20 protein-coding genes are annotated in these 24875 nt (G+C 71.3%); 7 read left to right on the top strand and 13 right to left on the bottom strand.

Annotation, left to right across the window (positions count from 1 at the left end; translation table 11 throughout):
- Nucleotides 1-23 precede the first annotated feature (23 nt).
- Together AB0761_RS06855 and AB0761_RS06850 are read right to left on the bottom strand one after the other, a co-directional pair.
- On the bottom strand, nucleotides 24-533 hold the full coding sequence (locus AB0761_RS06855) for a hypothetical protein (RefSeq protein ID WP_377268070.1): 510 nt from the start codon (nucleotides 531-533) through the stop codon (nucleotides 24-26).
- Between the two features lie 391 nt (nucleotides 534-924).
- Nucleotides 925-2343 (bottom strand): ricin-type beta-trefoil lectin domain protein, encoded by a 1419-nt coding sequence (locus AB0761_RS06850; protein WP_377268069.1) that lies wholly within the window; start codon nucleotides 2341-2343, stop codon nucleotides 925-927.
- 273 nt (nucleotides 2344-2616) lie between these two features.
- Here AB0761_RS06850 and AB0761_RS06845 point away from each other — a divergent pair, with 273 nt between their 5' ends.
- The 3 genes from AB0761_RS06845 to AB0761_RS06835 all read left to right on the top strand — a co-directional run bounded on the left by AB0761_RS06845 (nucleotide 2617) and on the right by AB0761_RS06835 (nucleotide 3757).
- Nucleotides 2617-2904 carry a hypothetical protein gene (locus tag AB0761_RS06845; protein ID WP_377268068.1) on the top strand — a complete coding sequence of 96 codons (288 nt, stop codon included), beginning with the start codon at nucleotides 2617-2619 and terminating at the stop codon, nucleotides 2902-2904.
- Between the two features lie 296 nt (nucleotides 2905-3200).
- A complete protein-coding gene (locus AB0761_RS06840) occupies nucleotides 3201-3515 on the top strand; it encodes a hypothetical protein (protein ID WP_377268067.1) in 315 nt (104 codons plus the stop codon).
- On the top strand, nucleotides 3515-3757 hold the full coding sequence (locus AB0761_RS06835; protein WP_377268066.1) for a hypothetical protein: 243 nt from the start codon (nucleotides 3515-3517) through the stop codon (nucleotides 3755-3757). Before AB0761_RS06840 ends, AB0761_RS06835 begins: the two co-directional genes overlap by 1 nt.
- A 254-nt stretch (nucleotides 3758-4011) precedes the next feature.
- Here the strand turns inward: AB0761_RS06835 and AB0761_RS06830 are convergent, their stop codons facing one another.
- From AB0761_RS06830 to AB0761_RS06815, 4 genes are all read right to left on the bottom strand, one after another.
- Nucleotides 4012-5613 (bottom strand): purple acid phosphatase family protein, encoded by a 1602-nt coding sequence (locus AB0761_RS06830; RefSeq protein WP_377268065.1) that lies wholly within the window; start codon nucleotides 5611-5613, stop codon nucleotides 4012-4014.
- Nucleotides 5614-5948: 335 nt separating this feature from the next.
- Nucleotides 5949-8060 carry a dipeptide ABC transporter ATP-binding protein gene (locus tag AB0761_RS06825; RefSeq protein ID WP_377268064.1) on the bottom strand — a complete coding sequence of 704 codons (2112 nt, stop codon included), beginning with the start codon at nucleotides 8058-8060 and terminating at the stop codon, nucleotides 5949-5951.
- The gene (locus tag AB0761_RS06820) at nucleotides 8057-9034 is read right to left on the bottom strand and encodes an ABC transporter permease (RefSeq protein WP_377268063.1); all 978 of its coding nucleotides are present in this window, start codon (nucleotides 9032-9034) and stop codon (nucleotides 8057-8059) included. Before AB0761_RS06820 ends, AB0761_RS06825 begins: the two co-directional genes overlap by 4 nt.
- Nucleotides 9035-9059: 25 nt before the next feature.
- A complete protein-coding gene (locus AB0761_RS06815; protein ID WP_377268062.1) occupies nucleotides 9060-10040 on the bottom strand; it encodes an ABC transporter permease in 981 nt (326 codons plus the stop codon).
- A 200-nt stretch (nucleotides 10041-10240) separates the two neighbouring features.
- Here AB0761_RS06815 and AB0761_RS06810 point away from each other — a divergent pair, with 200 nt between their 5' ends.
- Nucleotides 10241-11941 (top strand): ABC transporter family substrate-binding protein, encoded by a 1701-nt coding sequence (locus AB0761_RS06810; protein WP_377268061.1) that lies wholly within the window; start codon nucleotides 10241-10243, stop codon nucleotides 11939-11941.
- Nucleotides 11942-12201: 260 nt separating this feature from the next.
- Here the strand turns inward: AB0761_RS06810 and AB0761_RS06805 are convergent, their stop codons facing one another.
- Nucleotides 12202-13209, bottom strand: a complete 1008-nt coding sequence (locus AB0761_RS06805) for a PP2C family protein-serine/threonine phosphatase (protein ID WP_377268060.1) — start codon at nucleotides 13207-13209, stop codon at nucleotides 12202-12204.
- 192 nt (nucleotides 13210-13401) lie between these two features.
- Here AB0761_RS06805 and AB0761_RS06800 point away from each other — a divergent pair, with 192 nt between their 5' ends.
- Together AB0761_RS06800 and AB0761_RS06795 are read left to right on the top strand one after the other, a co-directional pair.
- Nucleotides 13402-13920, top strand: coding sequence for a DUF664 domain-containing protein (locus AB0761_RS06800; RefSeq protein ID WP_377268059.1), 519 nt, complete (start codon nucleotides 13402-13404; stop codon nucleotides 13918-13920).
- Nucleotides 13921-14095: 175 nt separating this feature from the next.
- Nucleotides 14096-14887 carry a putative protein N(5)-glutamine methyltransferase gene (locus tag AB0761_RS06795; RefSeq protein WP_377268058.1) on the top strand — a complete coding sequence of 264 codons (792 nt, stop codon included), beginning with the start codon at nucleotides 14096-14098 and terminating at the stop codon, nucleotides 14885-14887.
- A gap of 114 nt (nucleotides 14888-15001) precedes the next feature.
- Here AB0761_RS06795 and AB0761_RS06790 read toward each other — a convergent pair whose 3' ends face one another.
- From AB0761_RS06790 to AB0761_RS06775, 4 genes are all read right to left on the bottom strand, one after another.
- Entirely contained in the window at nucleotides 15002-15157 is a 156-nt protein-coding gene (locus tag AB0761_RS06790) for a DUF6131 family protein (RefSeq protein WP_377268057.1), read from the bottom strand.
- 128 nt (nucleotides 15158-15285) lie between these two features.
- Nucleotides 15286-17127 carry a glycoside hydrolase family 15 protein gene (locus AB0761_RS06785; RefSeq protein ID WP_377268056.1) on the bottom strand — a complete coding sequence of 614 codons (1842 nt, stop codon included), beginning with the start codon at nucleotides 17125-17127 and terminating at the stop codon, nucleotides 15286-15288.
- 167 nt (nucleotides 17128-17294) lie between these two features.
- Nucleotides 17295-17774 (bottom strand): VOC family protein, encoded by a 480-nt coding sequence (locus AB0761_RS06780; RefSeq protein ID WP_377268055.1) that lies wholly within the window; start codon nucleotides 17772-17774, stop codon nucleotides 17295-17297.
- Between the two features lie 321 nt (nucleotides 17775-18095).
- Nucleotides 18096-19124, bottom strand: a complete 1029-nt coding sequence (locus AB0761_RS06775) for a helix-turn-helix domain-containing protein (RefSeq protein ID WP_377268054.1) — start codon at nucleotides 19122-19124, stop codon at nucleotides 18096-18098.
- A gap of 188 nt (nucleotides 19125-19312) precedes the next feature.
- On the opposite strand from AB0761_RS06775, the gene AB0761_RS06770 reads away from it, so the two are divergent.
- A complete protein-coding gene (locus tag AB0761_RS06770; RefSeq protein WP_377268053.1) occupies nucleotides 19313-23170 on the top strand; it encodes a S8 family serine peptidase in 3858 nt (1285 codons plus the stop codon).
- Between the two features lie 126 nt (nucleotides 23171-23296).
- Here AB0761_RS06770 and AB0761_RS06765 read toward each other — a convergent pair whose 3' ends face one another.
- Nucleotides 23297-24211: a UTP--glucose-1-phosphate uridylyltransferase gene (locus tag AB0761_RS06765; protein ID WP_377268052.1), complete on the bottom strand. Its 915-nt coding sequence runs from the start codon at nucleotides 24209-24211 to the stop codon at nucleotides 23297-23299.
- Nucleotides 24212-24329: 118 nt separating this feature from the next.
- Nucleotides 24330-24788 (bottom strand): nuclear transport factor 2 family protein, encoded by a 459-nt coding sequence (locus AB0761_RS06760; protein WP_377268051.1) that lies wholly within the window; start codon nucleotides 24786-24788, stop codon nucleotides 24330-24332.
- Nucleotides 24789-24875: the final 87 nt, after the last annotated feature.

The following is a 24875-nucleotide window of genomic DNA, read 5'->3' as shown; positions in this document are numbered from 1 at the left end:
CGACGGTCCCGATGGACTGCCCGTCAGAAGTGCCAGATGTGGACCACGAGGCCCTTGGAGGCGGCCCGGGTGTAGGGGTTGAACGTATGGGTGCCGACCATCTCGTGGCCCACCCAGTTGGAGTCGACCACCTTGAACTTGTGGTGCCCCAGGTTGGCCACGATTATCGCGGTGTGCATCCCGCTGTGGAAGGAGTCGGGGCTGGACGCCGAGTTGAGCTGGATGATGTCGCCCTTGACGGCGTTGGCGGCGCTGACGCGGTGGCCGCCCTCCCGCTTGTAGTCGGAGTAGTAGCCGCCACCCAGGGCGACACGTCCGCCGGTGGCCTTGCGGGCCATGTCGTTGACGAACTGCTTGCACTGCCCCCCGTACGTCCCGACCTTGGCAAGTGCCTTGTTGGCGATGGCAGAGGCCGTGGCGGTGGAGGTCACGGTCGTCGGGGACGCGGTGGCGGCAAAGGCGCTCGCGGGGATTGCTGCGCCGGCCAGGCAGACGGTCGAAACGGTGGCGAAACGGGTGAGCAGAGAGGCCATGCGGTGTCCTGTTCGTGTGTGACGGGAAGTCCCGGCAGTTCGGAACGTTTTGGACATCCTGGGAGGGGTAAGGCCGCATGGGCAAAGGTCTCCTCTACTACGGGTTTCCGTAGCCGAGGAGACCTCTTGACAAGCTCTGAGGCGCTCTCCGAACGCGTCTGATCCGCTCGTCGGCGCCGCTCTGTGCTCCGATTTCACCGCCCTGACCTGCGGGTTTTCTGTCAAATGGGTTCGATGTCCGAATTTGGCGATTATGTTCGCCAGATCCGGGAATGCGGCCGCCGGACCCCCCTCCGGTACTACGGGCTTTCGTAGCGGGGCCGGAGGCCGTGACGGACCTCACGCGTTTCGGCGGGCTACCGCCACTGGCAGCAGCCCGCCGAGGGGTGGATCACGGCGTCGGAAGCGTCCACTTCTGGTTGGCGCTGCCGGCGCAGTCCCAGATCTGCAGCCGGGTTCCGTTGGCGGAGCTGGGTCCGGTGGCGTCCAGGCAGCGGCCGGACTGCGGGTTGACCAGCGAGCCGTCGGACTGCTTCTGCCACACCTGGGAGCCGGTGCCGTTGCAGTCGTAGAGCTGGACCTTGGTGCCGTTGGCGGTGCCGGCGGACGTCACGTCCATGCACTTGCCGAGCGCCTGGAGCGAGCCGTTGGTGGCGACGGTCCAGCTCTGGGCGGCGGTGCCGTTGCAGTCGTAGAGCTGCACGGCGGTGCCGTTGGCGGTGCCTGCCGCGGCCACGTCCACGCACTTGCCGCCGTAACCGGTGATCTGGCCGGTGGGCGTGGTGCCGCCGCCTCCGGTGCTGCCGGTGATCCGGTTGAAGGTGGACGAGAACTGGTACGAGCTCTGCGGGGTGCCGCTGCAGGTGTCGGAGAGGGTGCCGCTGGAGGCGCACGCGTGGTCGCGCCCGAGCGACCAGAACGAGAGCTCCTGGATGCCGTGCTGCGCGGCGAAGCTCTCCAGGTTCGAGGCGTCCGCGGTGGTGAAGACCTCGTTGGTGGAGTCGTTCACGCCGATCATCGGCGTGTTGCCCTCCATGGCCCACAGCTGGTCCGAGCTCTTGGTGGTCCAGATCGCGCCGAGCTGGCCGTGCAGCGCCGTGGCGGCGTCGATCGCCGCCTGGCCCATCTCGTAGTTGGGGCCGTAGTCCATGGTCATGATGTTGACCAGGGAGACATTGAGGTTGTGGCTCTTGGCGTTGTTCAGCAGGCTCAGCGAGTTGGACTCGAGGCCGCTCGGGTCGACCGGCAGGGTGTAGTCCACCGCCAGCGTCCGGCCCGCTGCCGCGTACTGCTGCTGGAGATCGGCCAGCGCCTGGTTGCGGCGGTCGTTGGCCGCGGTGTCGTTCAGGGTGGAGCCCTCGACGTCCAGGTCGACCCTGGTGAGGTTGAGGGTGTCGATGACCTTCTTGTACTGGGCCTCCAGCGCGGAGACGGTGGTGCAGGCCTGCGCCAGCTCGGTGCCGGAGGCGCCGCCGAAGGAGGCCATCACATCGCCGCCGCCCGCCCGCAGGCTGTTGATGGCGCTGGTCCAGCCGGCGTCGCTGATGGAGGTGTCGCCGTTGAAGGTGGCGTTGCAGGTGCCGCCGCCGTTGATGACAAAGGCGAGGGTGAAGTACTTGAGTCCGGTGGCGGCCTGGGCGCCGGCCATCGCGGACGGTGAGTTCCACACCTCTGCATAGGGTGCGGCGAAGTGTGCCGGGAATCCCGGGCCGGGGTTGGCCGCGGCGTGCGCGGCCGGGGCGCCGGCCAGCAGGGCCCCGGCGGCGACCAGGGGGAGGGCGGCGGCGAGCTTGCGACGGGATATGGGCATGCAGGATCTCCTGGCTGCCTGGGGCGGTTGGGAGGAGGCGGTGGAGAGAGGGGCTCTCCCCGCGCTGCACGGAGGATTGCGTCCTTGTCGCAGTCTCGTCAAGAAGCTGAACCAGAAGTGGGAGAAGTTTTTTCATAAGTTGAATCAAGTGCGTAAGAGTCATTGACATGGACACTGTGTATCCACTTGAATCGGCGCCGGGGTTCACCTGCGCGGCGGCACCGCCGAGCGCGGCGGACCGGAGCCGCCGCCGGCCGACAGTAGCCTCGGGGCATGACGTCGCCCGCCCCGCGCTATCTGCTCGTCCTCAAGCCCCGGATCGCCGACGCCGAAGGCCACCCCGACCACGGCGCCACCCTCCGTACCGCGACGGTCCGGGCGACGGGCGAGGTGGGGGCGAGCGGATTCCCCCGCTACGAGGGAGAGGGCGTCCTGGCGGACATCGACCCCGACACCCTCACTGTGGAGGCGGCGACCATGGACGGGGCCGAACTCCCCTACAACTGGGTGCTGCAGGTGGCCCGGGCGCTCGACGAGGGCCAGGAGCCGGCAGTCGAGTAGCGGTGGGGCCGCCGACGGCGCCGGTCGCGCCGGAGTGGCCGACCGCCGCAGCGGCGTGTGCGTCCCGATCCGGCCCCGGGCGCAGCTGATCACCGGCGGCGGCGAGAACCCTCCCGGCGCGGAAACCCCCAGGGCGACCCAGCCGACGCGGTCCGGGATCGCGGCCACCACGAGTGGGAGAGGTTCCGCAGCACACGGTTCACCCCCGGTCTGCCGGGGCATCTGCCGGGGAGGCGTGCCGGGACGCTACCGTGGAACCCGCGAACGCAGTCACCCCGCGTGAGACGGAGCGAAGGATGAGCGCCCAGCCGCATGAGTCGGAGCCCGTGGCCCACCCGCGGCCCGAGCCCACCATCCGCAGCGTCCGCGCCGCGCTCCCGGTGGAGCAGCGTCCGGCCTTCAACGAGGAGATCGAGCGCACCCCCCTGCACGAGATCACCAGGGCGCTCGCCGACTGGGACCTGCGCGCCAGGGCGCTGGCCGCCCCCGAGTTCCTGCAGACCGCCCGGCGCATCGTTGAGGAACGGGCCGGTCTGCGGCCCCGGCCGCGGATGATGTCGGACGAGCAACTTCTTTCCCTGGCGCCCGAGTTGCGTCATAACCTTGGGTAGTGCCCTACGAGATCGATCTTCCCCAGGACTTCCAGGACCGCATCACCGCGATGCCCCACCCGGTGCGGGAAGACCTCCTCGGTGCGCTGCGGGAAGCCTCCCGCGACCCCTTTCTGCTGCCCGCGCTGCTCCCTGGCGATCCGCGCAGCCGCATCCTCGCCTTCGCTGAGGGCCACGGCCTCGCCCTGGTGGAGGTCGACGAGGAGGGCAAGCGCATCGCCCTGCGGCTGATCCGCCCCTGACCGCCTCCGTCCCTGACCACCTCCGCCCCTGACGGCGGCACCCGGCCGGAACTGTGCGGCCGGGTGCCGCCGGAGGCCGCCTCAGCGGCGGGTCCGCCGCGGACCGAGGAAACTCCCGAGACCGCCCAGCGCCACCGGGGTCTCCCGACGCCGCCGGGGGCGGCAGGAGTGCTGCACGGCGGTCCGTCCCTCCAGGAACGGCCGGTCGCCGTCGGCTCCTCCCGCCCCCGGGCCCGGCTGGGCCGGCGGCAGCGTCAGCGGTGGCGGTCGGAGCGCTTGCGGTGCAGGGTGAACTGCTCGAAGACCGAGAGCTCCCCGTGCGGCTTGTTCACGTTGTAGTAGGTGACCTGGAGCCGCGTGGTGTCGCCGGGGTGCCGGCCCGGGTCCACGGTGAAGGCCGCGAAGCCGTAGGGGTGGTCCTGGTCCCGGACGCCGGTCCAGACGGCCTGCTCCTTGACGTAGGTCGCGGTGCGCTTGCCGTTGGTGCCGGGGGTGGCCGACACCGCCGTGATCACCTTGGCGGTGCCGTCCTTGAAGAAGGCCTGGTTGGTGGTGCCGGAGACGCCGCCGCCGCCGAGCACCATGTGCACGGTGCCCAGGGAGGTGTCGATGTCGTCCTTGGCCTGCGAGGCCGGGTTGGGGGTGAGGGTCTCGCTGCCCGAGACCACGCCGCGTACCGCCAGTGAGCGCTCGTAGTTGTGCTCATGGCCGCAGAGCACCAGGTCGACGCCGTACCGGTCGAACAGCGGGCCGTACTTCTGGCGCAGTCCGAGGTCCGCGCCGTTGGCGTCCGAGGAGCTGATCATCACCTGGTGCATGGCGACGACCACCCAGTCGATCTCGCGGGAGGCCCGGGCGGACCTCAGCTCCCGCTCCAGGAAAGCCAGCTGGCGTCCGCCGGAGTAGCCGTTGATGTAGACGTCCCCGCCGTCCTGGAGGCAGTTGTCGTCGTTCTGCAGCACGATCACCCGCACCGAACCGGCGGTGAAGGCGTACCAGAGGTTGGACAGCTCGGCGTCGGTCTCGGTCGACGGCAGGTCGAAGTAGGTCTGGTAGGCGCCGAGGCCCAGCGGACCGTTGGCCTTCTCGATCTCATGGTTGCCGGCCGCCGGCATCCAGGGGCGGAAGCGGGCCGAGCGGCTGTTGTTGGTGAAGAAGTTGTTCCAGGTGCGGACCCGGTCGACGTCCAGGTTGGCGTAGCACAGGTCGCCGTTGAGCAGGTGGAACAGCGGAGCGACCTGCTCCACACCGGCCACGATGTCCTTGGCCGCGGGGGTGGAGTTGGCGTCGAGCGCCACCGTGCCGTCGGCGGCCCAGGTCACCTCGGGGGCGGACTGGTCGCCGAAGCTGGTGAAGGTGAGCGGCTGCCGGCCGCGCGGCGCCGTGCGGAAGGTGCCGCTGTCCGGGGCGGCGCCGTCGTGCGACACCAGGTAGACGTAGTCGGTCCCCGGGGTGAGCCGGTCGAGCGCCGCGTGGTGCACATACACGGTGCGGCCCGACTTGCCGTCGGTGTACGTCCGGGTCTGCGCCTCGGCGCCGGAGCCGAAGCCGTGCTCCAGCGTGCCGTAGAGCACCCGCGGACGCCGCACCGGACCGTCCGTCAGCCAGGAGACCACCATCTGGCTGCCGGGGTCTCTGCCGAACGTCAGATGCAGGCCCTGGACCGGAGGCGCACCGGCGGTGGTGGGGCTGGGGTGGAAGGCGGGGGCGGAGGCCGGGGCGGGCGTCGCAGCGGCGGTCCCGGCACCCAGCAGCGGCACCGCCACCGCCCCGGCACCCGCGGTGCCCAGCAGGCCGAGGGCGTGTCGGCGGCTCAGCCCTGCCGACGAGTCGGGGTTCTGCAGCTCTGCGGTCATCGAAGACCTCCGGGGGAGGGGTGTTGAGGACTTCCGAAGACTCCCGCCCGTCGGCGACCACCAGTTGAACGGCGCCTTGCTACGGCACGTCGGAATGATCGCCGGGCCCTCGCCCGGCGCCGCCGTCGGGCCCGACGCAGCACGGGCACAGGCTGTTGCCCCTGCCCGTGGTGGCGTCGGCCCGGCCCGGGGCGACCGACGGACGCGACGGCTGCCACCACGCCTGCGGCCGCGGAAGAACGCCGCATGATGCCGCGGGGTCGCCCCGGCATCCGGCGGGCGTCGACACACCCAGTGGAGACCGGGCACCGGACACCGGCCGCGGACAGCGGCGCTCAGCCGGACAGCCCGCCCGGCCGCCCGACCGGGAAGTGGCAGGCCGCCAGCTGGTCCACCTCCGGCTGCGCGGCGGAGAGGACCGGCTCCTCCGTCTCGCAGCGCCGCCCCGCGGCAGGATCGAGTGCCGCGAAGACCGGGCAGCGGCCCCGGAAGCGGCAGCCGGTCTGCCGTTCCGTGGGGCTGGGCGGGTCGCCGGCCAGCAGGATGCGCTCCCTGGCCCGCTCGGCCCGCGGATCGGGCAGCGGGACGGCCGACAGCAGCGCCAGCGTGTACGGGTGGCACGGGGCCCCGAAGACCGCGTCGACCGTGCCGGACTCCACGGTCCGTCCCAGGTACAGCACGCTCACCCGGTCGGCGACATGGCGGACGACCGACAGATCGTGGGAGACCAGCAGGTACGCCAGACCGAGATCCGCCCGGAGCTGCCGCAGCAGATTGAGGATTCCGGCCTGGATGGAGACGTCCAGTGCGGAGACCGGCTCGTCCAGCACCAGCAGCTGCGGCTCCACGGAGAGAGCACGGGCGATGCCGATGCGCTGCCGCTGCCCGCCGGAGAACTGGTGCGGGTACCGGTCCGCGTGCGCCGGGTCGAGGCCCACCCGGCGCAGCAGCTCCGGGACCCTACGGGTGATCAGCTCCCTTGGGGCGCCCTGGGCGTGCAGCGGTTCGGCGACCACGTCGCCGACCGGCATCCTGGGGTCGAGGCTCGCCATCGGGTCCTGGAAGACGATCTGCACCTCGCCGCGCAGCCGGTGCGCCTCGCGCCGGGTGAGGGCGGCGGTGTCACGTCCCATCAGCTCGATCCGGCCGGCCTCGGGGCGGGCCAGGGAGAGCAGCTCGAACAGGGTGGTGGACTTCCCCGAACCGGACTCGCCGACCAGGCCCAACGTCTCGCCGCGGCGGATGTCCAGCTCCACGCCGTCCACCGCGTGGACGCTGCCGGTGCGGCGTTTGAAGACCGCGCCCTTGAGGACGGGGTAGGTCTTCACCAGGCCGGTCACCCGCAGCACCGGCTCACGGGCCTCGCGCGGGCGCGGGTCCTGGGCGGCCGGGGGCGGGAGGTCCGGCAACGCGTAGACATCGGCGGGGGTCAGCCGCTGCCCGGCGATCCGGTCGGCGTTGATGCAGGCGGCCCGGTGGGCGGTGTCGCCGGTGAGCGGGGGCTCCGCGGTACGGCAGGCGTCCTCGGCGAGCGGGCAGCGCGGGGCGAAGGGGCAGCCCGGGGAGAGGTCCGCCATGGCGGGCGGGGCCCCGGGGATCGGCACCAGGGGCCGGCTGCCGCCGGAGTCCAGCCGGGGAACCGCACCGATCAGGCCGAGGGTGTACGGGTGGCGTGGCTGCTCGAAGAGCTCGGTGGCGGGGGCCGTCTCCACGATCCGTCCGGCGTACATCACGGCCACCCGGTCCGCGCTCCCGGCGATCACCCCGAGGTCATGGCTGACCAGCACCAGTGCTGCGCCGGTCTGCTGCCGGGCAGTGCGCAGCACCTCCAGCACCTGGGCCTGGATGGTGACGTCCAGGGCCGTGGTGGGCTCGTCGGCGAGGATGACGTCCGGGTCGTTGGCGATGGCCATGGCGATCATCGCCCGCTGGCGCATTCCGCCGGAGAACTCATGGGGGAAGGCGTCGGCCCGGCGCTGCGGGTCGGGGATGCCGACCAGGTCCAGCAGTTCCACCGCCCGTCTGCGGGCCGCGGCCCGGTCGATGTCGCGGTGGATGCGCAGCGCCTCCACGATCTGGTCGCCGATCCGGTAGACGGGGGTGAAGGCGGAGAGCGGGTCCTGGAAGACCATGGCGATCCGCCGGCCGCGGATCCGGGACAGGGCGCGGCCGGGCAGTCCCACCAGCTCGCGGCCGTCCAGCCGTACCGAGCCCTGCACGGTGGCGGTGGCCGGCAGCAGCCCCAGCAGGGCGAGGGCGGTCACCGATTTTCCGGAGCCGGACTCGCCCACGATGCCCAGCACCTCGCCGCGGGCCAGGTCGAGGCTCACCCCGCGGACGGCGGGCACCTCGCCGAAGTCGACCCTCAGATCGCGCACGGAGAGCAGCGGGGGTGCCGCCGGGGCGGTGTCGGTGCCGGCGGAGGGGGAGGTGGGCAGGGTGGTCATCCGCGGCTCCGGCTGGTGGGGGAGGGTCCGGTCCGGCGCCGCCGGGGGCGGCGACCGGAGCCGGAGGTGGGGTCGAGGGCGTCGCGCAGCCCGTCGCCGATCAGGTTGACGGCAAGGACGAAGAGCACCAGCAGCCCGGCGGCGAAGTAGAACAGCCAGGGGTAGACGGGGGCCGCGTCGGTGCCGGCGGCGATGAGTGTCCCCAGGGAGACATCGGGGGGCCGTACGCCGAAGCCGAAGTAGGAGAGCGCGGTCTCGCTCATCACCGCGCCGCCGACCGCCACCGTGGCGTCGATGATCAGGAAGGATGCCACGTTGGGCAGGATGTGCCGCAGGATGATCCGGAACGGTCGGACACCCATGAACTGGGCGGCCCGCACAAACTCGCGTTCCTTGAGGGAGATGGTCATCGAGCGCACCACCCGGGCGGTGATCATCCATCCGAAGACGGCGAGCAGCCCCACGAAGGCGATCCAGCCGGCGTCCTTGAGCCGCGGGGAGACGATACTGATGATCAGGAACCCCGGGAACACCAGCATCAGATCCACCAGGAACATCAGCACCCGGTCCGTCCAGCCGCCGAAGAACCCCGCGCACGCCCCGACCAGGGACGCCAGCACGGTGGAGAACAGAGCCACCAGCAGCCCGATGACCAGCGACTTCTGCAACCCGCGCAGGGTCTGGGCATAGACGTCCTGGCCGACCCGGTTGGTGCCCCACCAGTGCCGCATCGAGGGCGGGTCGAGAAGTGCGCCGAAGTCCTCGTCGGTGTACCGCCAGTGGGTCAGATGCGGGCCGACGAAGGCCAGCAGGAAGAGCAGCAGCACGATCACCGCGCCGGCCACCGCGCCCCGGGCGGCCAGCAGCCGCCCGAGCACCAGCCGGGCGCGGCCGGCCGGAGCGGGCGCAGGCCCCGGCCGTGGTGGCGGGGTGTCCTCCCGGGGCGGCGCGGGGGCATCGGGTGGTGCGGTCATCGGCGCACTCCTTTCCCGGTGGGGTTCAGTAGCGGACCCGCGGGTCCAGCGCGGCATGCAGTGCGTCGGCCAGGAAGCCCGAGGCGAGGACCACCACGGCGGCGAAGAGGTTGACGGCGACCACCGAGTTGACGTCGTTCTCGCCGATGGCGTCGATGAACCACTCGCCCATGCCGTGCCAGCCGAAGATCTTCTCGGTGAAGGCGGCGCCGGTGAAGATGCCCAGGAAGCTGTAGGCGAACATGGTCGACATCGGGATCACGGCGGTACGCAGGCCGTGCCGCAGCAGCGCCCGGCCCCGGGTCAGGCCCTTGGCCTCCGCCGTACGCAGATAGTCCGAACCCAGGACGTCCAGCATGGTGCTGCGCTGGTAGCGGCTGTAGGCGGCCAGGCCGCCGAGCGCCAGCGAAAGGGTCGGCAGCAGCAGGTGCACGGCCCAGTCGGCGAGTCGGGCGCCCAGGCCGCCGGAGACCTGGGGGGACTCATAGCCGACGAACCGGATGACCTCGCTGCCCGCTGCCTGGTTGACCGCGATGGCGCCGTTCTTGAGGAAGAGCGCCAGCAGGAAGACCGGGGTGGACATCAGCACAAAGGAGGCGACGGTGAGCATCCGGTCGGAGATCCGGTACTGCCGGACGGCGCTCCAGGCCCCGGCCAGTACGCCCAGCAGCATGCCCAGCAGACTGCCGAGCAGCAGCAGCCGCAGCGAGACCTGGACCCGGCGGCCGAACTGGTCGTTGACCGAGGTGTCATGGATGGTCCGGCCCAGGTCGCCGTGGAGCACGCCGCCGGCCCAGTGGCCGAACCGCTCCACCACGGGGGTCCGGTCGTTGAGGCCCAGCGCGGTCAGCTGCCGGTCCACCGAGGCGGCGTTCGGCGGGGGCTGCTTGGCCTCAAAGTAGGCGCGCGGCGAGAGCGCCGCGGAGCTGAGCGCATAGGCGAGGAACACGGCCACCAGCAGCAGTGCCGCGTAGTAGCCCAGCCGCTTCGTCAGGTAACGCAGCATCAGAAGCCCTCCTCCGGCCGGAGGTCCCCCGGCGCAGGGAGTGTAGGCAGTGTCGTGCGAAGGGCGTGTTGCAGCGGTGTTGCGGCCTGTTGCGATCCGATCATGCGCGGTCACACCCTCCTGACATCTCATCTGGACCACTGTTATGTTCATGGCATATGGCCCGGGTGTCACGGGCTTCAGCTGATCGGAGGCGTGTCATGTCCCTGCCCAGACCTCCCGGCAGAGCGACCCTGGTGATCGCGGCGGCCACCGCGCTGGCGCTCTCGGCAGGCTGCAGCTCCGGTGGCAGCGGCTCGGGGGACGACGCCTCGAAGAGCCCCGCACCCGGCGTCGGACTCAGCGCCATCAACGCCCAGCCGCTGGACCGGCTCAAGGACGGCGGCGTGTTCAACCTCCCGCTGCAGCAGTGGATCACCCAGTGGAACCCGCGGCAGGTGGACGGCACCTACGGCGACGCCGTCGAGATCATGGGCATGCTGGAGCCCAAGCTCTTCCGGGCGGACGCCCACGGGGTGCAGCACCCGGTGGCCGACTACCTGGAGTCCGCCGAGGTCACCTCCGCCTCGCCGATGGTGGTCACCTACCGGCTCAACCCCAAGGCCGTCTGGTCCGACGGCAAGCCGCTGGGCTACCAGGACTTCAAGGCGGTGTGGCAGGAGAGCAACGGCTCCGACCCGGCGTACCAGATCTCCGACCCCACCGGCTACAACCAGATCAGCAGCGTCACCCAGGGCGCGGACGCCCATGAGGTGAAGGTCGCCTTCGCCAAGCCCTACGCCGACTGGAAGGTGCTCTTCAGCCCGCTGCTGCCGGCCGCCGGGCTGGGCAGCCCCGACGCCTTCAACAAGGGCTGGGTGGAGAAGGTCCCGATCACCGCCGGAGCCTGGCGGATCGGCACGGCCAACAAGACCGCCCAGACCCTCACGCTGGTGCACGACCCGCACTGGTGGGGCCGCGCGCCCAAGCTCGACCGGATCACCTATCGGGTGCTGGACAGTTCGGCGATCACCCAGGCCTACCTCAACAAGGAGGTCGACTACGCGGGCGCCGGCAACGCCGAGGCGTACGGGCAGCTGAAGGACGCACCCGACACCGACATCCGCTCCTCCGCACCCTGGGACGAGGTGCACATCTCCATCGGCTCCGGAGGCCCGCTGCAGGACGTCCGGGTCCGCCAGGCCGTGGAGAAGGCGGTCGACCGCAAGGCGCTGATCAAGGTGGTCACCAAGGGCGTCCCGGTGACGTTCCCGTTGCTGGGCAACCACATCTTCATGCCCAACCAGGCCGGCTACCGGGACAACTCCGGCGAGTACGGAACCTATGACCCCGCCGGGGCCGGACGGCTGCTCGACCAGGCCGGCTGGGCGTCCGCAGGGGAGGGCAAGCCGCGCACCAAGGACGGCAAGCCGCTGGAGCTGCACTTCATCCTGAACGACAGCAGCCCGCAGGCCACCTTCGACCTCGCCACCGTGGTGCAGAGCCTGCTCGGCCAGGCCGGTATCAAGGTGGACCTGGACAAGGTTCCGGGCAATGACTTCTTCGAGAAGTACGTCGACCGCGGCAAGTTCGACCTCACCACCTTCCGCAACACCTCCGCGATCTTCCCCTCCCAGATCGCCCCGGTCTTCTACCAGCCGCAGGGCTCCAATGTCTTCCAGAACTACCAGCGGATCAGCAGCCCGGAGATCGACAGCCTGCTGCACCAGGCCGCGCAGACCCCGGACACCGCGGCCGCGGCGGAGCTGTACAACCGCGCCGACACGCTGATCTGGCAGATCGGCCACTCCATCGAGCTCTACCAGCGCCCGGCCATCGAGGCCGTCCGCAAGGGCCTGGCCAACTTCGGCTCGCCGGGGCTCGCCGACATCGACTACACCGCGGTCGGCTGGGAGAAATGAGCCCGGGGGCCGCCCTCGGGCCGCGGACCACCGTCCGCGGCGGCGAGGCGGCCCCACCGGGATTGCCGCCGGGCGCCCGGGGCCGGGTCAGCCGACCGGGGAGTCCGAGGGCGGCAGACCGCTCGCGTCCACCGGACCGGACTGGGTTCCCGGGTGCGTCCGCAGCTTCCGGGGGAGCGGCCGGTGCACGGCCAGCAGGGCGGCGTCGTCATTGAGGGCGCCCCCGGTGTGCGTGGCGAGATCGCTCAGGACGTGGGAGATCAGCTTCCCGGGGGAGCAGTGGTCGCTCCGCCCGGGCAGCCGGTCCGCCAGCGGATGAACACCCCGTCCTCGCCCCGGGCCTCGATGACCCCGTCGGTGTAGAGCAGCAGGGTCTCCCCGGGGGCGAAGGGGAAGTCGTACGTCCGGCGGGGATGCGGCCACAGCTCGGCCAGCCCCAGCGGGGGCGCGGGATCCGGCACCTCCAGTGCCAGATGGCAGTCGCGGCGCAGCAGCAGCGGCGGGGGGTGCCCGCAGCTGAGCAGGGTGATCACCGGCTGGTCGTCAGGGATGTCGATCAGTACGGCCGTGGCGAAGTCCTCGCTGGTGTCGGCGCCCTCCGGGGCGGTGTTCCAGCTCAGTGCGCCGTCCAGGTCGCCGGCCAGCTCGGGAAGACCGGGGTTGCGGTGCGCCGCGGCCCGGAACGCCCCCAGGATCAGCGCGGCGTTGTCCACCGCCTCCAGCCCCTTGCCGCGGACGTCGCCGATGAGCAGCCGGGCGCCCCGAGGAGTGCGTACGGCGGCATAGAAGTCGCCGCCGATCCGCGCCTCGTCCACCGCGGCCTGGTAGGCGCTGGCCAGCAGCAAAGGGCCCAGCCGGGCCGGCGGCGGGCGCAGCAGCACCTGCTGGGCGGCGTCGGACACCGAGCGGACCTGCGCCAGTTCCGCGTCGCGGTGCTCCCGCAGCCGGCAGAAGAAGACCACCACGGCGGAGACCGCCATCAGAGCGAGGATCTGGGTCAGATGGTTGGAGGTGGTGATGCTGTTGCGGATCTCCGCGATGAGGAACTGGGCGGCCACCGCCACGGCGGCGACCGCGGCGGTCACCCTGGGGCCGGCGAAGGAGGCGGTCAGTGCGGGTGCGACCACCAGCAGCGGCCCCAGGTGGATGTCGGGCGGGGCCAGGACGTCGGTGACCGTGATCAGGGCGATCAGCACGAGCGGCAGCAGCACCAGCAGCCGCACCGATCTCGCGGGCCGGCCGGTCCAAGGACGGCCATGGCTTCCCATGCCACCCATGCGTACACCCGCCGGGCCCCGGGCGCATCCCAGGGCGGCCGAGGTGCCGCCGACCGGCCCCCGGTGGAGCATGGGCGCAGACCGGGCGGAGGGGGCCGGTCGCCCGGCCCGCTGCCGGCACGGGGGCCGGGGGCGGCCACCGGTCGCCGATCCGGTACAGCACACGGCCAGGGAGGCCGCCCCATGTCCATCGCCTGCGAACTGCTCGCCGACGCCTTCGACCGGGTGCTGGAGACCGTCCGTGAGGTACTCGACGGCATCACCCCCGAGCAGCTCACCGCCCGGGTCGACGACGGAGGCAACTCCGTCGCCTGGCTGGTCTGGCACCTCACCCGGATCCAGGACGACCATGTCGCCGACGCGGGCGGCACCGAGCAGATCTGGACCGCCCAGGGGTGGTACGACCGCTTCGGGCTGCCCTTCACCCCGGAGGCCACCGGCTACGGGCACAGCAGCCGGGAGGTCGGCAAGGTCAGGGACGTGCCCGCCGAGCTGCTGCTCGGCTACCACGAGGCGGTGCACGACCACACGGTCCGCTTTGTCGCCCCGCTCACCTCGGCCGCGCTGCACCAGGTGGTGGACGACTCCTGGACGCCGCCCGTCACCCTCGCCGTCCGGCTCGTCAGCGTCGTCTCCGACGATCTGCAGCACGCCGGCCAGGCCGCGTTCGTCCGGGGGGTGCTGCAGCGCCGACGCCACTGAGGAAGGTGTGCACGGGCAGCACGCTCCGGTAGTGTTGCGCACCCACGCAGGCGACGCGCCGAGGAGGTGAGCCCCATCACCGCAGTACCAGGTCGGGTGCTCCCTTCCCATGACGCGCGGTCCACCGGGGACAGGTGACCGCGGGAGCGCCCTTACGGCATCCCGAAAGGCTCCCATGTCGGTCACTCCGTCTCTGCTCCCCCTCGCCACCGTCGTCACCAGACTCCGTGCCGCCGGCTGCGTCTTCGCGGAGGACGAGGCACAACTGATCCGCTCCACCGCCCGGACCCCCGATGAGCTCGCCGCCATGGTGGAGCAGCGGGTCGCCGGACTCCCCCTGGAACACGTCCTCGGCTGGGCGGAGTTCTGCGGGCTGCGGATCGAGCTGGACCCCGGGGTCTTCGTCCCCCGCCGCCGCACCGAGTTCCTGGTCCGCCAGGCCGCCGCGCTGGCCGGCCCCCGGCCCGTCGTGGTCGACCTCTGCTGCGGCTCGGGCGCCCTGGGCGCGGCCCTGGCCGCGGCACTGGACACGGCCGAGCTGTACGCTGCGGACATCGACCCCGCGGCCGTGCGGTGCGCCCGCCGCAATCTGGCCGCCGTCGGAGGCCGGGTGTACCAGGGCGACCTTTATGAGGCCCTGCCCTTGCCGCTCCGCGGCCGGATCGACGTCCTTGTGGCCAATGTTCCCTATGTCCCCACCGCGGAGATCGCACTGCTGCCGGCCGAGGCGCGGCTCCATGAGGCACAGGTGGCACTGGACGGCGGCACCGACGGACTGGATGTGCTGCGGCGGGTCACCGCCGGGGCGCCGCACTGGCTGGCCCCCGGCGGCTGTCTGCTGGTGGAGACCAGTGACCGCCAGGTGCCGGCCGCGGTGGAGGTCGTCGTCGGCAGCGGGCTGACCGCCCGGGTGGTGGACTGCGAGGAGCTGGACGCCACCGTGATCATCGCGAACTCCGCGGGCTGACCCGGCACACACCGGGCAGCCACGGGCGCGCAACCGCCCGGGGCTGTCCGCCCGCGCACCGGCGGACGGACACCCCCGGGCGGCCCTCAGCGGTCACCCGAGGCCGACGGAGCGTCACCAGTAATGGCGCCGTCCGCCGACGGCGTGCCCCGCCGCTCCGAGGACCCACAGAACGGCGCCGATGAGCAGCAGCAGAATCCCGATCGTCCACAGGATGGAGATGCCGAAGATGAAGCCGATGATGAGAAGGATGATTCCGAGGGCGATCACGAGGTCCCTCCGCCCGTCTGCCGAGTAGCCTGTCCGACTTCCTGCAGGGGACACCTGCCCGCTGTGTGCACGGCCAGACACCGTCCGACAGGAGACTTCCGCAGACGCAGCGGGGGTTCGGAGCCCGCTCAGTCGAGGGCCCGGTCCAGCGTGAAGGCCGCGCTGATCAGGGAGAGATGGGTGAACGCCTGGGGGAAGTTGCCCTGCTGCTCGCCCGTGAGGCCGATCTCCTCCGCGTACAGGCCCAGATGGTTGGCGTAGGTGAGCATCTTCTCGAAGGAGAGCCTGGCCTCGTCCAGCCGCCCGGCCCGCGCCAGCGCCTCCACGTACCAGAACGAGCAGATCGAGAAGGTGCCCTCGGAGCCGCGCAGCCCGTCGGGACTGGCCTCCGGGTCGTAGCGGTGCACCAGTGAGTCCGACACCAGGTCCGTCGTCAGGGCGTCCAGCGTGGACAGCCACTTGGGATCGGTGGGGGAGATGAACTTGGCCATCGGCATCATCAGCACCGAGGCGTCCAGCACATGGCCGTCCAGACACTGGACGAACGCCTGCCGTTCGGTGCTCCAGCCGCGGCGCATGATCTGCCGGTAGATCGCGTCACGGCTCGACAGCCAGCGGTTGAGGTCCGCCGGCAGACCGCGCTTGCGTGCCGTCCGTACCGCGCGCTCGATCGCCACCCAGCACATCAGCCGGGAGTAGAGGAAGTTCTTGCGGCCGCCGCGGGTCTCCCAGATCCCCTCGTCCGGCTGGTCCCAGTGGTCGCAGACCCAGTCCACCAGCAGGCAGACGTCGTCCCACTGGGCGCTGGAGATCGGCTGCCCCCACTTGTCGTAGAGGTAGACGGAGTCGATCAGCGCCCCGTAGATGTCCAGCTGCAACTGGGAGGCCGCGCTGTTGCCGATCCGCACGGGAGTCGACCCCCGGTGGCCCGCCAGATGCGGGAGCTGCCGCTCGGGCAGTCCGCTGCGCCCGTCGATGCCGTACATGATCTGCAGGGGGCCGTCGGCGCAGCCGTCCCGCCGCTTCATCCGGTCGGAGAGAAAGCCCATGAAGGCCTCGGCCTCCGAGGTGAAACCCAGTCGCAGCAGCGCATAGACACAGAACGCGGCATCGCGGATCCACACGTAGCGGTAGTCCCAGTTGCGCTCGCCGCCGATCTGCTCCGGCAGGCTGGCGGTCGGCGCGGCCACGATGGCGCCGGTCGGTGCAAAGGTGAGCAGCTTCAGCGTCAGTGCCGAGCGCTGCACCATCTCGCGCCACCGGCCGCGGTAGACGGATCCGGCCAGCCAGCTGCGCCAGAAGCGCACGGTGGCCTGGAACGCCTCCTCCGCCTCGGCCTCCGGGCAGGCCCGCTGGGTGAGGCCGCCGCCGAGATGGTCCAGGGCGAACACCGCCGCCTCGCCCTCCAGCAGCTTGAACCTCGCCCGGACGTCCCGGCCGTCGCACTCCAGCGGGACGTCGGAGGTGAGGGTCAGCGACAGGCGGGGCGAGCTGAACAGCACATGGTTGGGCCCGGACGGCTCCGCGCTGTGCGGCTGGGCCCCGTAGTCGAAGCGCGGTGCGATCAGGGCCCGGAAGGGCAGCGACCCGCGGACGCAGAGCACCCGCCGGATCAGCCGGTGCCGGTCGATCTCGCGCGGCTCGCCCACGATCGGCATGAAGTCCTGGACCTCGCCCACGCCGTCGTCCGCGAAGAACCGGGTGATCAGCACATTGGTGTCCGGGAAGTAGAACTGCCGCACCCGGGTCGGCAGATCCGCGGTCAGCTCGAAGCAGCCGCCGCGTTCGGCGTCCAGCAGTGACGCGAACACACTCGGCGCGTCGAAGCGGGGGCAGCAGTACCAGTCGATGGTGCCGTTGCTGCCCACCAGGGCCGCGGTCCGGAGGTCGCCGATCAGCCCGTGTTCGGCGATCGGCAGGTATCCGGAGCCTTCTGTCGGGACCTGCTCGCGATCCGTCAGCGCGATCATCGCACCGGCCTCCCTCCGGCCGTATCGGCCGAGTCGGGGAATCCGCGTCTTCAGAGTAGTCCTCCGGGCCGTCCGCTCCGAGCGGGGCGGCCGGGGGGCCGCTCGGAGCAGACGGCCCGGAGCGACCAGGTGCCGGGATACTGCCGGTGTCCGGCGGCGGTGCGGGGCTACTCGCCGGCGTGGGCCCTGCGCAGCGCCGCGATGTCGAACCTGGTCATCGAGAGCATCGCCCGGGTGGTCCGGGTGGCCTTCTCCGGGTCGGGATCGCTGATCATGTCCAACAGCTCGCTGGGCACGACCTGCCAGGACACCCCGAACCTGTCCTTCAGCCAGCCGCAGGCCACCTCCTGCCCGCCCTCGGAGAGCCTGTTCCAGTAGTAGTCCAGCTCGGCCTGGTCGGCGCAGCGGATCTGGAAGGAGACGGCCTCGTTGAAGGTGAACTCCGGGCCGCCGTTCAGCGCGACGAACTGCTGGCCGTTGAGCTCGAACTCCACCGCCAGCACCGAGCCGGCCGGACCCGGACCGGCGTCGGTGTACCGGCCGACCCTGCCGAGCCTGGAGTCCTTGAAGATCGACAGGTAGTGGTCCGCGGCCTCCTCGGCCTGGCCGTCGAACCACAGACAGGTGGTGAATCCAGTGGCGGTCACAGGGGAGCCTCCTTGCTCGTACGGGGTGTCCTCGCAGGTGTGGACCGCCGCGACCGCAGAAACTCATCGCCGGTGGCAGCGGCCCATCCACCCTGGCGCGCCGGGCGCGGGCGCGGGAGCAGAGGCAGCCGCACCCCGGTGTACGAGCCGGACCGGCGAAAACGGCGGATGAGCAGCGGCCGGCGGTGTTCCCGGTGCTACCGGGCGGCAACGCCCGGCTCTGCCCCGATGTGCCCGACCGGCGGGGTGCTGCGTTGCGGCGAAAGGTCGCCCGTTCCGTCCACGACGCCGGATCCCATGGTCTTCAGGCCGAGGAGGAGGTCACATCCCGCGCCCGGAGTCCGCGGCGGCGACAGGCCCGGACGTCGGTGCCTTCACCCACCCGTGCGCCACGGCATGGATGCCGAGCTGGAAGCGTGTCTGGGCGTGCGACCGCTCCATCAGGGCGCGCAGCCTGCGCTGCAGGGTGCGGTAGCTCAGCCCGGCCTGTCGTGCGATGGCTTCGTCGGGCAGGCCCGCGGTCAGAAGACCGACCAGGAGCTGCTCCTCCGAGGACAGATCGCCGGGGTCGGTGCTGCTCCCGTTGTCGAACTCCAGCGGCAGCGCGACGGCCCAGAGGGCTTCGAACAGCGCGGACAGCGCATCCAGGACCGCCGACCGGTGCAGCACCACGAAGGAGGGGCTCGGGTTCGGGCCTGAACCAGGGCTCAGGGGGAGGATGGCCAACCGGTCGTCCACCAGCCCCATCTTGGTGGGGAGTTCAGGGAGCACCCGGGCCTGCTCGCCCGCGGTGGTCCACATACGGAGGATGTCCAGACGGCTGGGCAGCCTGATGCCGCCCGCGTCGTAGAGCGCGCGAACGGTGACACCGCGGGCGAGGAGCTCGAGTTCGGGCTGGTTGGTGTCGAGTTCGCGTCCGGGGTTGTAGGGCGGCTTGTCGAAGGCGCGGAACTCGTGCCGGGTACTCGTCACCACCTGGTCGGCCCGCTGGCGGACGGCCTCGGCCCCCGTGACCACCTCGATGAGCGTGGCCGGGTCTCGGGTGGTCATCGACCGGCGGAACTGTTCGCCGAACTCCCCCGCGCGGGCCCTCGCCCGCCGCAGCTGCTCATGCTTGGCGAGCAACAGGCCGTCCAGGGAGACCTCGGGGTCGATGGCCGCATACACGACCGGACGGCCGGCCCGGCGGCTCACCAGTCCGCACGACTGGAGCCGCCGCAGCGCCATACGGACACGGCCGGGCGGCAGCCCGGTGGCACCGGCCAGGTCGGCGGGTGCGGTAGGCCTCCCGGAGAGCAGTGCTGCATAGACGGTTTCTGACTCCGAGTCGACTCCCAGCACTTCAAGCATGGTCACCATCCTTGCCGTTCCCGGGTGGCAAAAAATCGCCATTGACGATGTTGCGCCGTACACAGAGCTTCCGGTAGCAGGGCTGACGGGCTTCACTTCCACCGACCACGCCCCAGGGGCTACCCCGACGGTGTCCGTGCCGGCACTGCCCGGGTGCGTCTCCGTCAGTTCCACCCGAGAGGACCTCGATGAACATCTCCCGTGGCCGAATACGGCGCACTGCCGCCGGCGGGGCGGCACTCGCCGTCGCCCTGTCGCTGACCGGCCTGCCCGGTGCCGCCGCGGCGCCGGCGGAGACGGTGAAGGTGCTGTCCGCCGCGGAGCAGGCACCGGCCCCGTCGCGGCTGACCCTGATCACGGGTGACACGCTCGCGGTGACGACCGGGGCCGACGGCAGGCAGTCGGCGGACATCGTCTCCGAGGCGGGCACGTCCAAGCAGTTCCAGATCAGCAGTGGGAAGAACGGCGACCTGTACGTCTACCCCGAGGACGTACTTCCGGCGGTCGCCGCCGGCATGGTGGACCCGGAGCTGTTCAACGTCACCCAGCTGCTCAAGGACGGGTACGGCGACGCCGGGGACGCCCAGCTGCCGGCCGTCGTCGACTTCGGGGGCAGCCCCGGCCCGGCCGTCCTGGACCGGCAGTCCAGGGCGCTGCCGAGCGCTCGCACCGAGCGCGTCATGTCCAGGCTGGGCATGACCGCGGTGGACATCGACAAGTCCGGGGCGAAGAAGTTCTGGCAAGCCGTCAAACCCGTCGAGCGGGAGGGCGGGAGGGCCGGCGGTGCCGCAGCCGTGGTTCCCGGGAGTTCAGGCGTGGCCAAGGTCTGGTACGACGGCAGGGCGAAGGTCCAGCTGGACCAGAGCGTGCCGCAGATCGGCGCACCGCAGGCGTGGGCGGAGGGCTACGACGGCGCGGGCGTGAAGGTCGCCGTGCTGGACACCGGAGCCGATTTGACCAACGCCGACATCGCACCCCGCATCGTTGCCGACCAGAGCTTCGTCAGCGGGGAGTCGGTCCAGGACGGTCATGGCCACGGCACCCATGTCGCATCCACCATCGCGGGCAGCGGGGCCAACTCCGGGGGCAAGTACAAGGGCGTCGCCCCCGCCGCCGACCTGCTCATCGGCAAGGTGCTCGACAACGCCGGCTCCGGCAGCGACGCCGACATCCTGGCCGGTATGGACTGGGCGGTCGGCCAGGGCGCCGACATCGTCAGCATGAGCCTCGGCGGCCCCGCGGTCGCGGGTGGCGACGTGCTCAGCCAGGCCGTGGACTCGCTCAGCGCCTCCTCCCACACCCTGTTCGTCATCGCCGCGGGCAACAGCGGCCCCGACGAGAGCACTCTCGGCACCCCCGGCATCGCGGACTCGGCGCTGACCGTCGGCGCCGTGGACAAGACCGATGTGCTGGCGTCCTTCTCCAGCCGCGGCCCGCGGCTCGGCGACAACGCCATCAAGCCGGACATCACCGCGCCGGGTGTGGGCATCGTCGCCGCCCGCGCGGCCGGCACCGCCATCGGCACCCCGGTCGGCGACTACTACACCACGCTCAGCGGCACCTCGATGGCCACGCCGCATGTCGCCGGCGCAGCGGCGATCCTGGCCGAACGGCACCCCGACTGGACCGGCCGGCAGCTGAAGGACGCGCTGACCGCCCACTCCAGGACCTCGGCGAGCTACACCCCCTTCCAGCAGGGCTACGGGCGGGTCGACGTCCCGGCCGCGGTCGACTCCACGCTGGAGCTGACGGGCGGGGCCGACTTCGGGCTGGTCCCGTTCCAGAAGGGGACATACCCCCGGCAGACCCGCACCCTGACCGTCACCAACGCCGGCTCGGCCGACGCCACGCTGGATGTCGCCCCCACGGTCAAGGACGGCGGCGGAGCGGCCCTGGCCGAAGGCGCGCTCACCCTGTCGGGGGCGGACCTGAGTGGCGGCAGACTCACCGTGCCGGCCGGCGGCAGCGCCGACGTCACCGTGACGCTGGACCCCAACGGGCTGGCGTCCGGTCAGTACACCGGGTACGTCACCGCGACTGCGGGCAGCGGCGAGCAGGTGCACGTCCCGGTCGCCTTCGCGATGGACGTCCTGCACCACGACGTGACGATCGACGTCAAGGACCGCTTCGGCAACGCTCCGTACCTGGCCAGCCTGACCATCCACGGCATGGACAACAACTACTGGCAGTCGGGGTGGGTGTACGGCGGTCAATCGAGCACGACCCTCTCGGTGCCGGTCGGTCGCTACTCGATCGAGGGTGAGCTGTTCACCGGGTACCCGGGCGACCCCAAGCGCACCTATGCGACCGATCTCTTCGACCTGCCCGATATCGACGCCACCGAGCAGGACCGGACGTTCACGGTCGACGGCACCACCGCGACCGACGCCACCGTGAAGATCACCGGCGAGAAGCGGCCGCTGGAGCGCGCCACCTACATGAACATGGTCACCCGCGACGACGGGGCCGGCGGCCACAGCTACTTCATCGCTACGGCGGGCCTGCTCAACGGCGCCGACGGCAAGTTCGGAGCCGTCCCCAGCCAGCAGGCCACCACCGGCACGCTGCACCTGTACGACTTCGTCAGCCAGCAGCAGCCGCTGCTCCAGCTGTCGGTCACCAGCCCGGAGCACACCAGCATCCCCGTCACCGAGTCGGCATCCGTGCGGCGCTTCCAAGGCACCAAGAACGTCCAGCTGGTGGACGCGGGCGCCGGCTCGGCCGAGGACTTCGCCGCCATCGACGCCACCGGCAAGGCGGTCCTCGTCTCCGCCGCCGACCTGAGTGCCGTCGACGACCAGGCCCGGCGGGCCGCGGCCGCCGGTGCCGTGGCCGTGATCGTGGCGCCCACCGCTCCGGACCCGCTGTCCAGCGGCTCGGTCGCCGCGGATCTGACCGTCCCCGTCGCCGACACCGGCTACGACAGCGGCCGCAAGCTGATCTCGATGCTGGCCCGGGGCAAGGTCACCATCGCGCTGCAGGGTGTCCTGCAGTCCGGCTACACCTACTCCACACAGTTCGCCGAGGACGGCCGGATCCCCACCAGCCTGGCCAGGACCGCGAACGCAAGCGACTTCGTCAGGGTCGAGAACACCTACCACGCCGACCAGACCCGGCACCTGGGCTACACGGCGGTGCACGTCTGGAGCCCGGACCAGGCGACATCCTTCAAGGCCTCGCAGTACACCACCATGGGTGGCAGCACGGATGACTACCTGCTGGCGAGTCCCGACCTGTCCTATGCACAGAATGTGTTCCCCAGCACCATGTCCTCCTCGTACTTCTCCGAGCCCCGTGCCACCTACCCCACGCCGGGCAGGACCTACCGCAAGGTCTGGCTCGCCGGGCCGATGCACCCGTCGGTGCTCGACCCGACAGCATGCGCCTTCTGCCGCACCGATGTCTGGGCGCGGACCACAGGCGTCGTCGGCGGTGACAGCGACCCGGCACACCAGCTCCTTTCCGGACCGGCCAGCTCCTGGACCTACTACCGCGGCGGCCAGCAGATCACCGACACCAAGCAGCTGTTCGTTCCGCAGCAGGCCGACTACACCTTCGTCCAGGACCTGACCCGGGCCCAGGACCACCCCGGCGTCACCCTGGGCGGGAAGATCCACACTGAGTGGCACGTCACCTCGGCCGCACCGACCACCATGGCCGTCAAGGGCTGCGACCAGTACCTGCCCAAGCCCACCGTCTGCGAGTCCATGCCCGCGGTGATGATCGACTATCACCTGCAGTTGGACCTGCTCAACCAGGCACCCGCCGGCCGGGCGTTCGTCTTCACCGTGGACGGTGACCGGCCCTCGGGCTGGAGCGGCGGCTCCACCGCGATGGCCGGCGCCACGGTGTCCGTCTCCTACGACGACGGCGCCACCTGGCAGCCCACCACCGTCCTGCGCAAGGGCGACCACTCCTTCCAGGTCGTGGTCAAGCATCCCAGGCTGGCGGAGACCAACGGCTTTGTGACCCTCAGGACCGAGGTCCGGGACACCGCCGGAGACCGCACCGTCCAGACCCTCACCCGGGCCTACGCCCTCAAGTAGGGGACCGGCCGTCGCCACGCGCCACGCCCGGCGCCGGCGACGGCCCGCCGCTGCGGCCGAGTGCCCGGCGGACAGAAACGGCTGCCCCCGCTCCGCGCGGAGGGCAGCCGTCCCTGCGGCGGGCGGTCAGCTCTGTGCAGCGGTACCGCTGCCGTCGAGCTCCTGGGCCAGCCGGCGCAGATGCGGGCCGTACTCGGGGTCGGCCAGGGCGGCGGCGAACTGCGCGGTGAGATACGCCAAGGGGTTGCCGGTGTCGTACCAGCGACCCTGGATGACCTGCCCGTACACGGCCCGGCCGGCGGCATAGGCGTTGATGGCGTCCGTGAGGTAGACCTCGCCGCTGCGGTGGTCGTACCAGCGCTTGGTCTGCTCGCGCAGTTCGTCGATGATGCCCGGGGTGATGACATAACCGCCGATGGCCGCGTAGGCCGACGGCGCCTCGTGCGGCTCGGGCTTCTCGACCAGTCCGGTGATCCGCAGCAGACCGTCGTCCAGGTCCTCCTTCACCACGGGCACGCCGTAGCGCTGGGAGTCGGCGGGCTCCATCGGCATCAGGGCCAGCACCGGGCAGTTGGTCGCCTCGTACGCCTTGATCAGCTGCTGGGCGCGGGGGATGTCGGCCACGAAGACGTCGTCCGGCCACAGCACCAGCATCGGCTCGTCGCCGAAGTTGCGGGCCGCGTTGAGGACCGGGGTGCCGTTGCCGTAGGGGCCGTGCTGGTCGAGGTAGGTGATGTGGCCGAGCCGGGAGAGGTCGCCCACCTCCTCCACCGCGTCCGCATAAGCGTTCCTGCCGTCCGCCCGCAGCTGGGCGACCAGCGTGGGATTGGGCCGGAAGTGGTCCTGGATCAGCCCCTTGCCACCCGAGACGACGATGGTGATGTCGGTGATCCCGGACGCCACCAGCTCACGCACCGTGTGCTCGATCACGGGCTTGTCGCCCACCGGGAGCATCTCCTTGGGCGTCGCCTTGGTCAGCGGAAGGAGACGCGAGCCGAGGCCGGCCGCGGGGATGACTGCTCGGCGGATCGTGGTGGGCATGGCGGGCTCTCCCAGGGCTCGGGCACGCGACGCCGGTCGGCGCGGCGGTGACAGACGCTACCGACTCCGCCGGGGCGGGTCCGCCCGCCCCCTGCCCCTTCCCGCCGCCCGACCGCGATCAGTGCAGCGGGAAGGGGACGCCGTACTGGTCGGCCGGGCGCGGACCGTGGATGCGGCGCTCGCTCTCCGCGATGCGCACATCATTGATGCTGGCCTCGCGCCGGGTCATCAGGCCGTCGCCGTCGAAGAGCCACAGTTCGTTGCCGTACGAGCGCCACCACTGCCCGTCCCGGTCGTGGCTCTCGTACTGGAAGCGGACGGCGATGCGGTCCCCCTCGAAGGCCCACAGCTCCTTGCGCAGGGCGTAGTCCAGCTCGCGCTCCCACTTGGCGGTCAGGAACTCCACGATGGCGTCCCGGCCGGTGAGGAAGAGGTCGCGGTTGCGCCAGACGGAATCCGGCGAGTAGGCGAGCGAGACCTGATGGGGATCGCGGGTGTTCCAGGCGTCCTCGGCGCCCTGCACCTTGCGCAGGGCGGTCTCATGGGTGAACGGGGGCAGCGGGGGACGACTGGTCATACCCGTCTCCTTGGCGCGATGCGGGGGTCTCGGCCGAGACTAGCCCGGCTGCCCGGTGGCCGGCCCCGGAGCGCCCGCCTGGTTACC

This window comes from Peterkaempfera podocarpi (assembly GCF_042466665.1).
Taxonomy (GTDB): domain Bacteria; phylum Actinomycetota; class Actinomycetes; order Streptomycetales; family Streptomycetaceae; genus Peterkaempfera; species Peterkaempfera podocarpi.
Note: the sequence above shows the minus strand (reverse complement) of the source record. Positions and strands in the feature narration are given on the sequence as shown.

Excerpts from the sequence above, each read along its gene's own strand:
- AB0761_RS06850 (WP_377268069.1), bottom strand. The coding sequence starts at position 2,343 with ATGCCCATATCCCGTCGCAAGCTCGCCGCCGCCCTCCCCCTGGTCGCC.
- AB0761_RS06815 (WP_377268062.1), bottom strand. The coding sequence starts at position 10,040 with ATGCTGCGTTACCTGACGAAGCGGCTGGGCTACTACGCGGCACTGCTG.
- AB0761_RS06810 (WP_377268061.1), top strand. The coding sequence starts at position 10,241 with ATGTCCCTGCCCAGACCTCCCGGCAGAGCGACCCTGGTGATCGCGGCG.
- AB0761_RS06775 (WP_377268054.1), bottom strand. The coding sequence starts at position 19,124 with ATGCTTGAAGTGCTGGGAGTCGACTCGGAGTCAGAAACCGTCTATGCA.
- AB0761_RS06845 (WP_377268068.1), top strand. The coding sequence starts at position 2,617 with ATGACGTCGCCCGCCCCGCGCTATCTGCTCGTCCTCAAGCCCCGGATC.
- AB0761_RS06770 (WP_377268053.1), top strand. The coding sequence starts at position 19,313 with ATGAACATCTCCCGTGGCCGAATACGGCGCACTGCCGCCGGCGGGGCG.
- AB0761_RS06840 (WP_377268067.1), top strand. The coding sequence starts at position 3,201 with ATGAGCGCCCAGCCGCATGAGTCGGAGCCCGTGGCCCACCCGCGGCCC.
- AB0761_RS06855 (WP_377268070.1), bottom strand. The coding sequence starts at position 533 with ATGGCCTCTCTGCTCACCCGTTTCGCCACCGTTTCGACCGTCTGCCTG.
- AB0761_RS06785 (WP_377268056.1), bottom strand. The coding sequence starts at position 17,127 with ATGATCGCGCTGACGGATCGCGAGCAGGTCCCGACAGAAGGCTCCGGA.
- AB0761_RS06825 (WP_377268064.1), bottom strand. The coding sequence starts at position 8,060 with ATGACCACCCTGCCCACCTCCCCCTCCGCCGGCACCGACACCGCCCCG.
- AB0761_RS06765 (WP_377268052.1), bottom strand. The coding sequence starts at position 24,211 with ATGCCCACCACGATCCGCCGAGCAGTCATCCCCGCGGCCGGCCTCGGC.
- AB0761_RS06760 (WP_377268051.1), bottom strand. The coding sequence starts at position 24,788 with ATGACCAGTCGTCCCCCGCTGCCCCCGTTCACCCATGAGACCGCCCTG.
- AB0761_RS06805 (WP_377268060.1), bottom strand. The coding sequence starts at position 13,209 with ATGGGAAGCCATGGCCGTCCTTGGACCGGCCGGCCCGCGAGATCGGTG.
- AB0761_RS06820 (WP_377268063.1), bottom strand. The coding sequence starts at position 9,034 with ATGACCGCACCACCCGATGCCCCCGCGCCGCCCCGGGAGGACACCCCG.
- AB0761_RS06795 (WP_377268058.1), top strand. The coding sequence starts at position 14,096 with ATGTCGGTCACTCCGTCTCTGCTCCCCCTCGCCACCGTCGTCACCAGA.
- AB0761_RS06800 (WP_377268059.1), top strand. The coding sequence starts at position 13,402 with ATGTCCATCGCCTGCGAACTGCTCGCCGACGCCTTCGACCGGGTGCTG.
- AB0761_RS06830 (WP_377268065.1), bottom strand. The coding sequence starts at position 5,613 with ATGACCGCAGAGCTGCAGAACCCCGACTCGTCGGCAGGGCTGAGCCGC.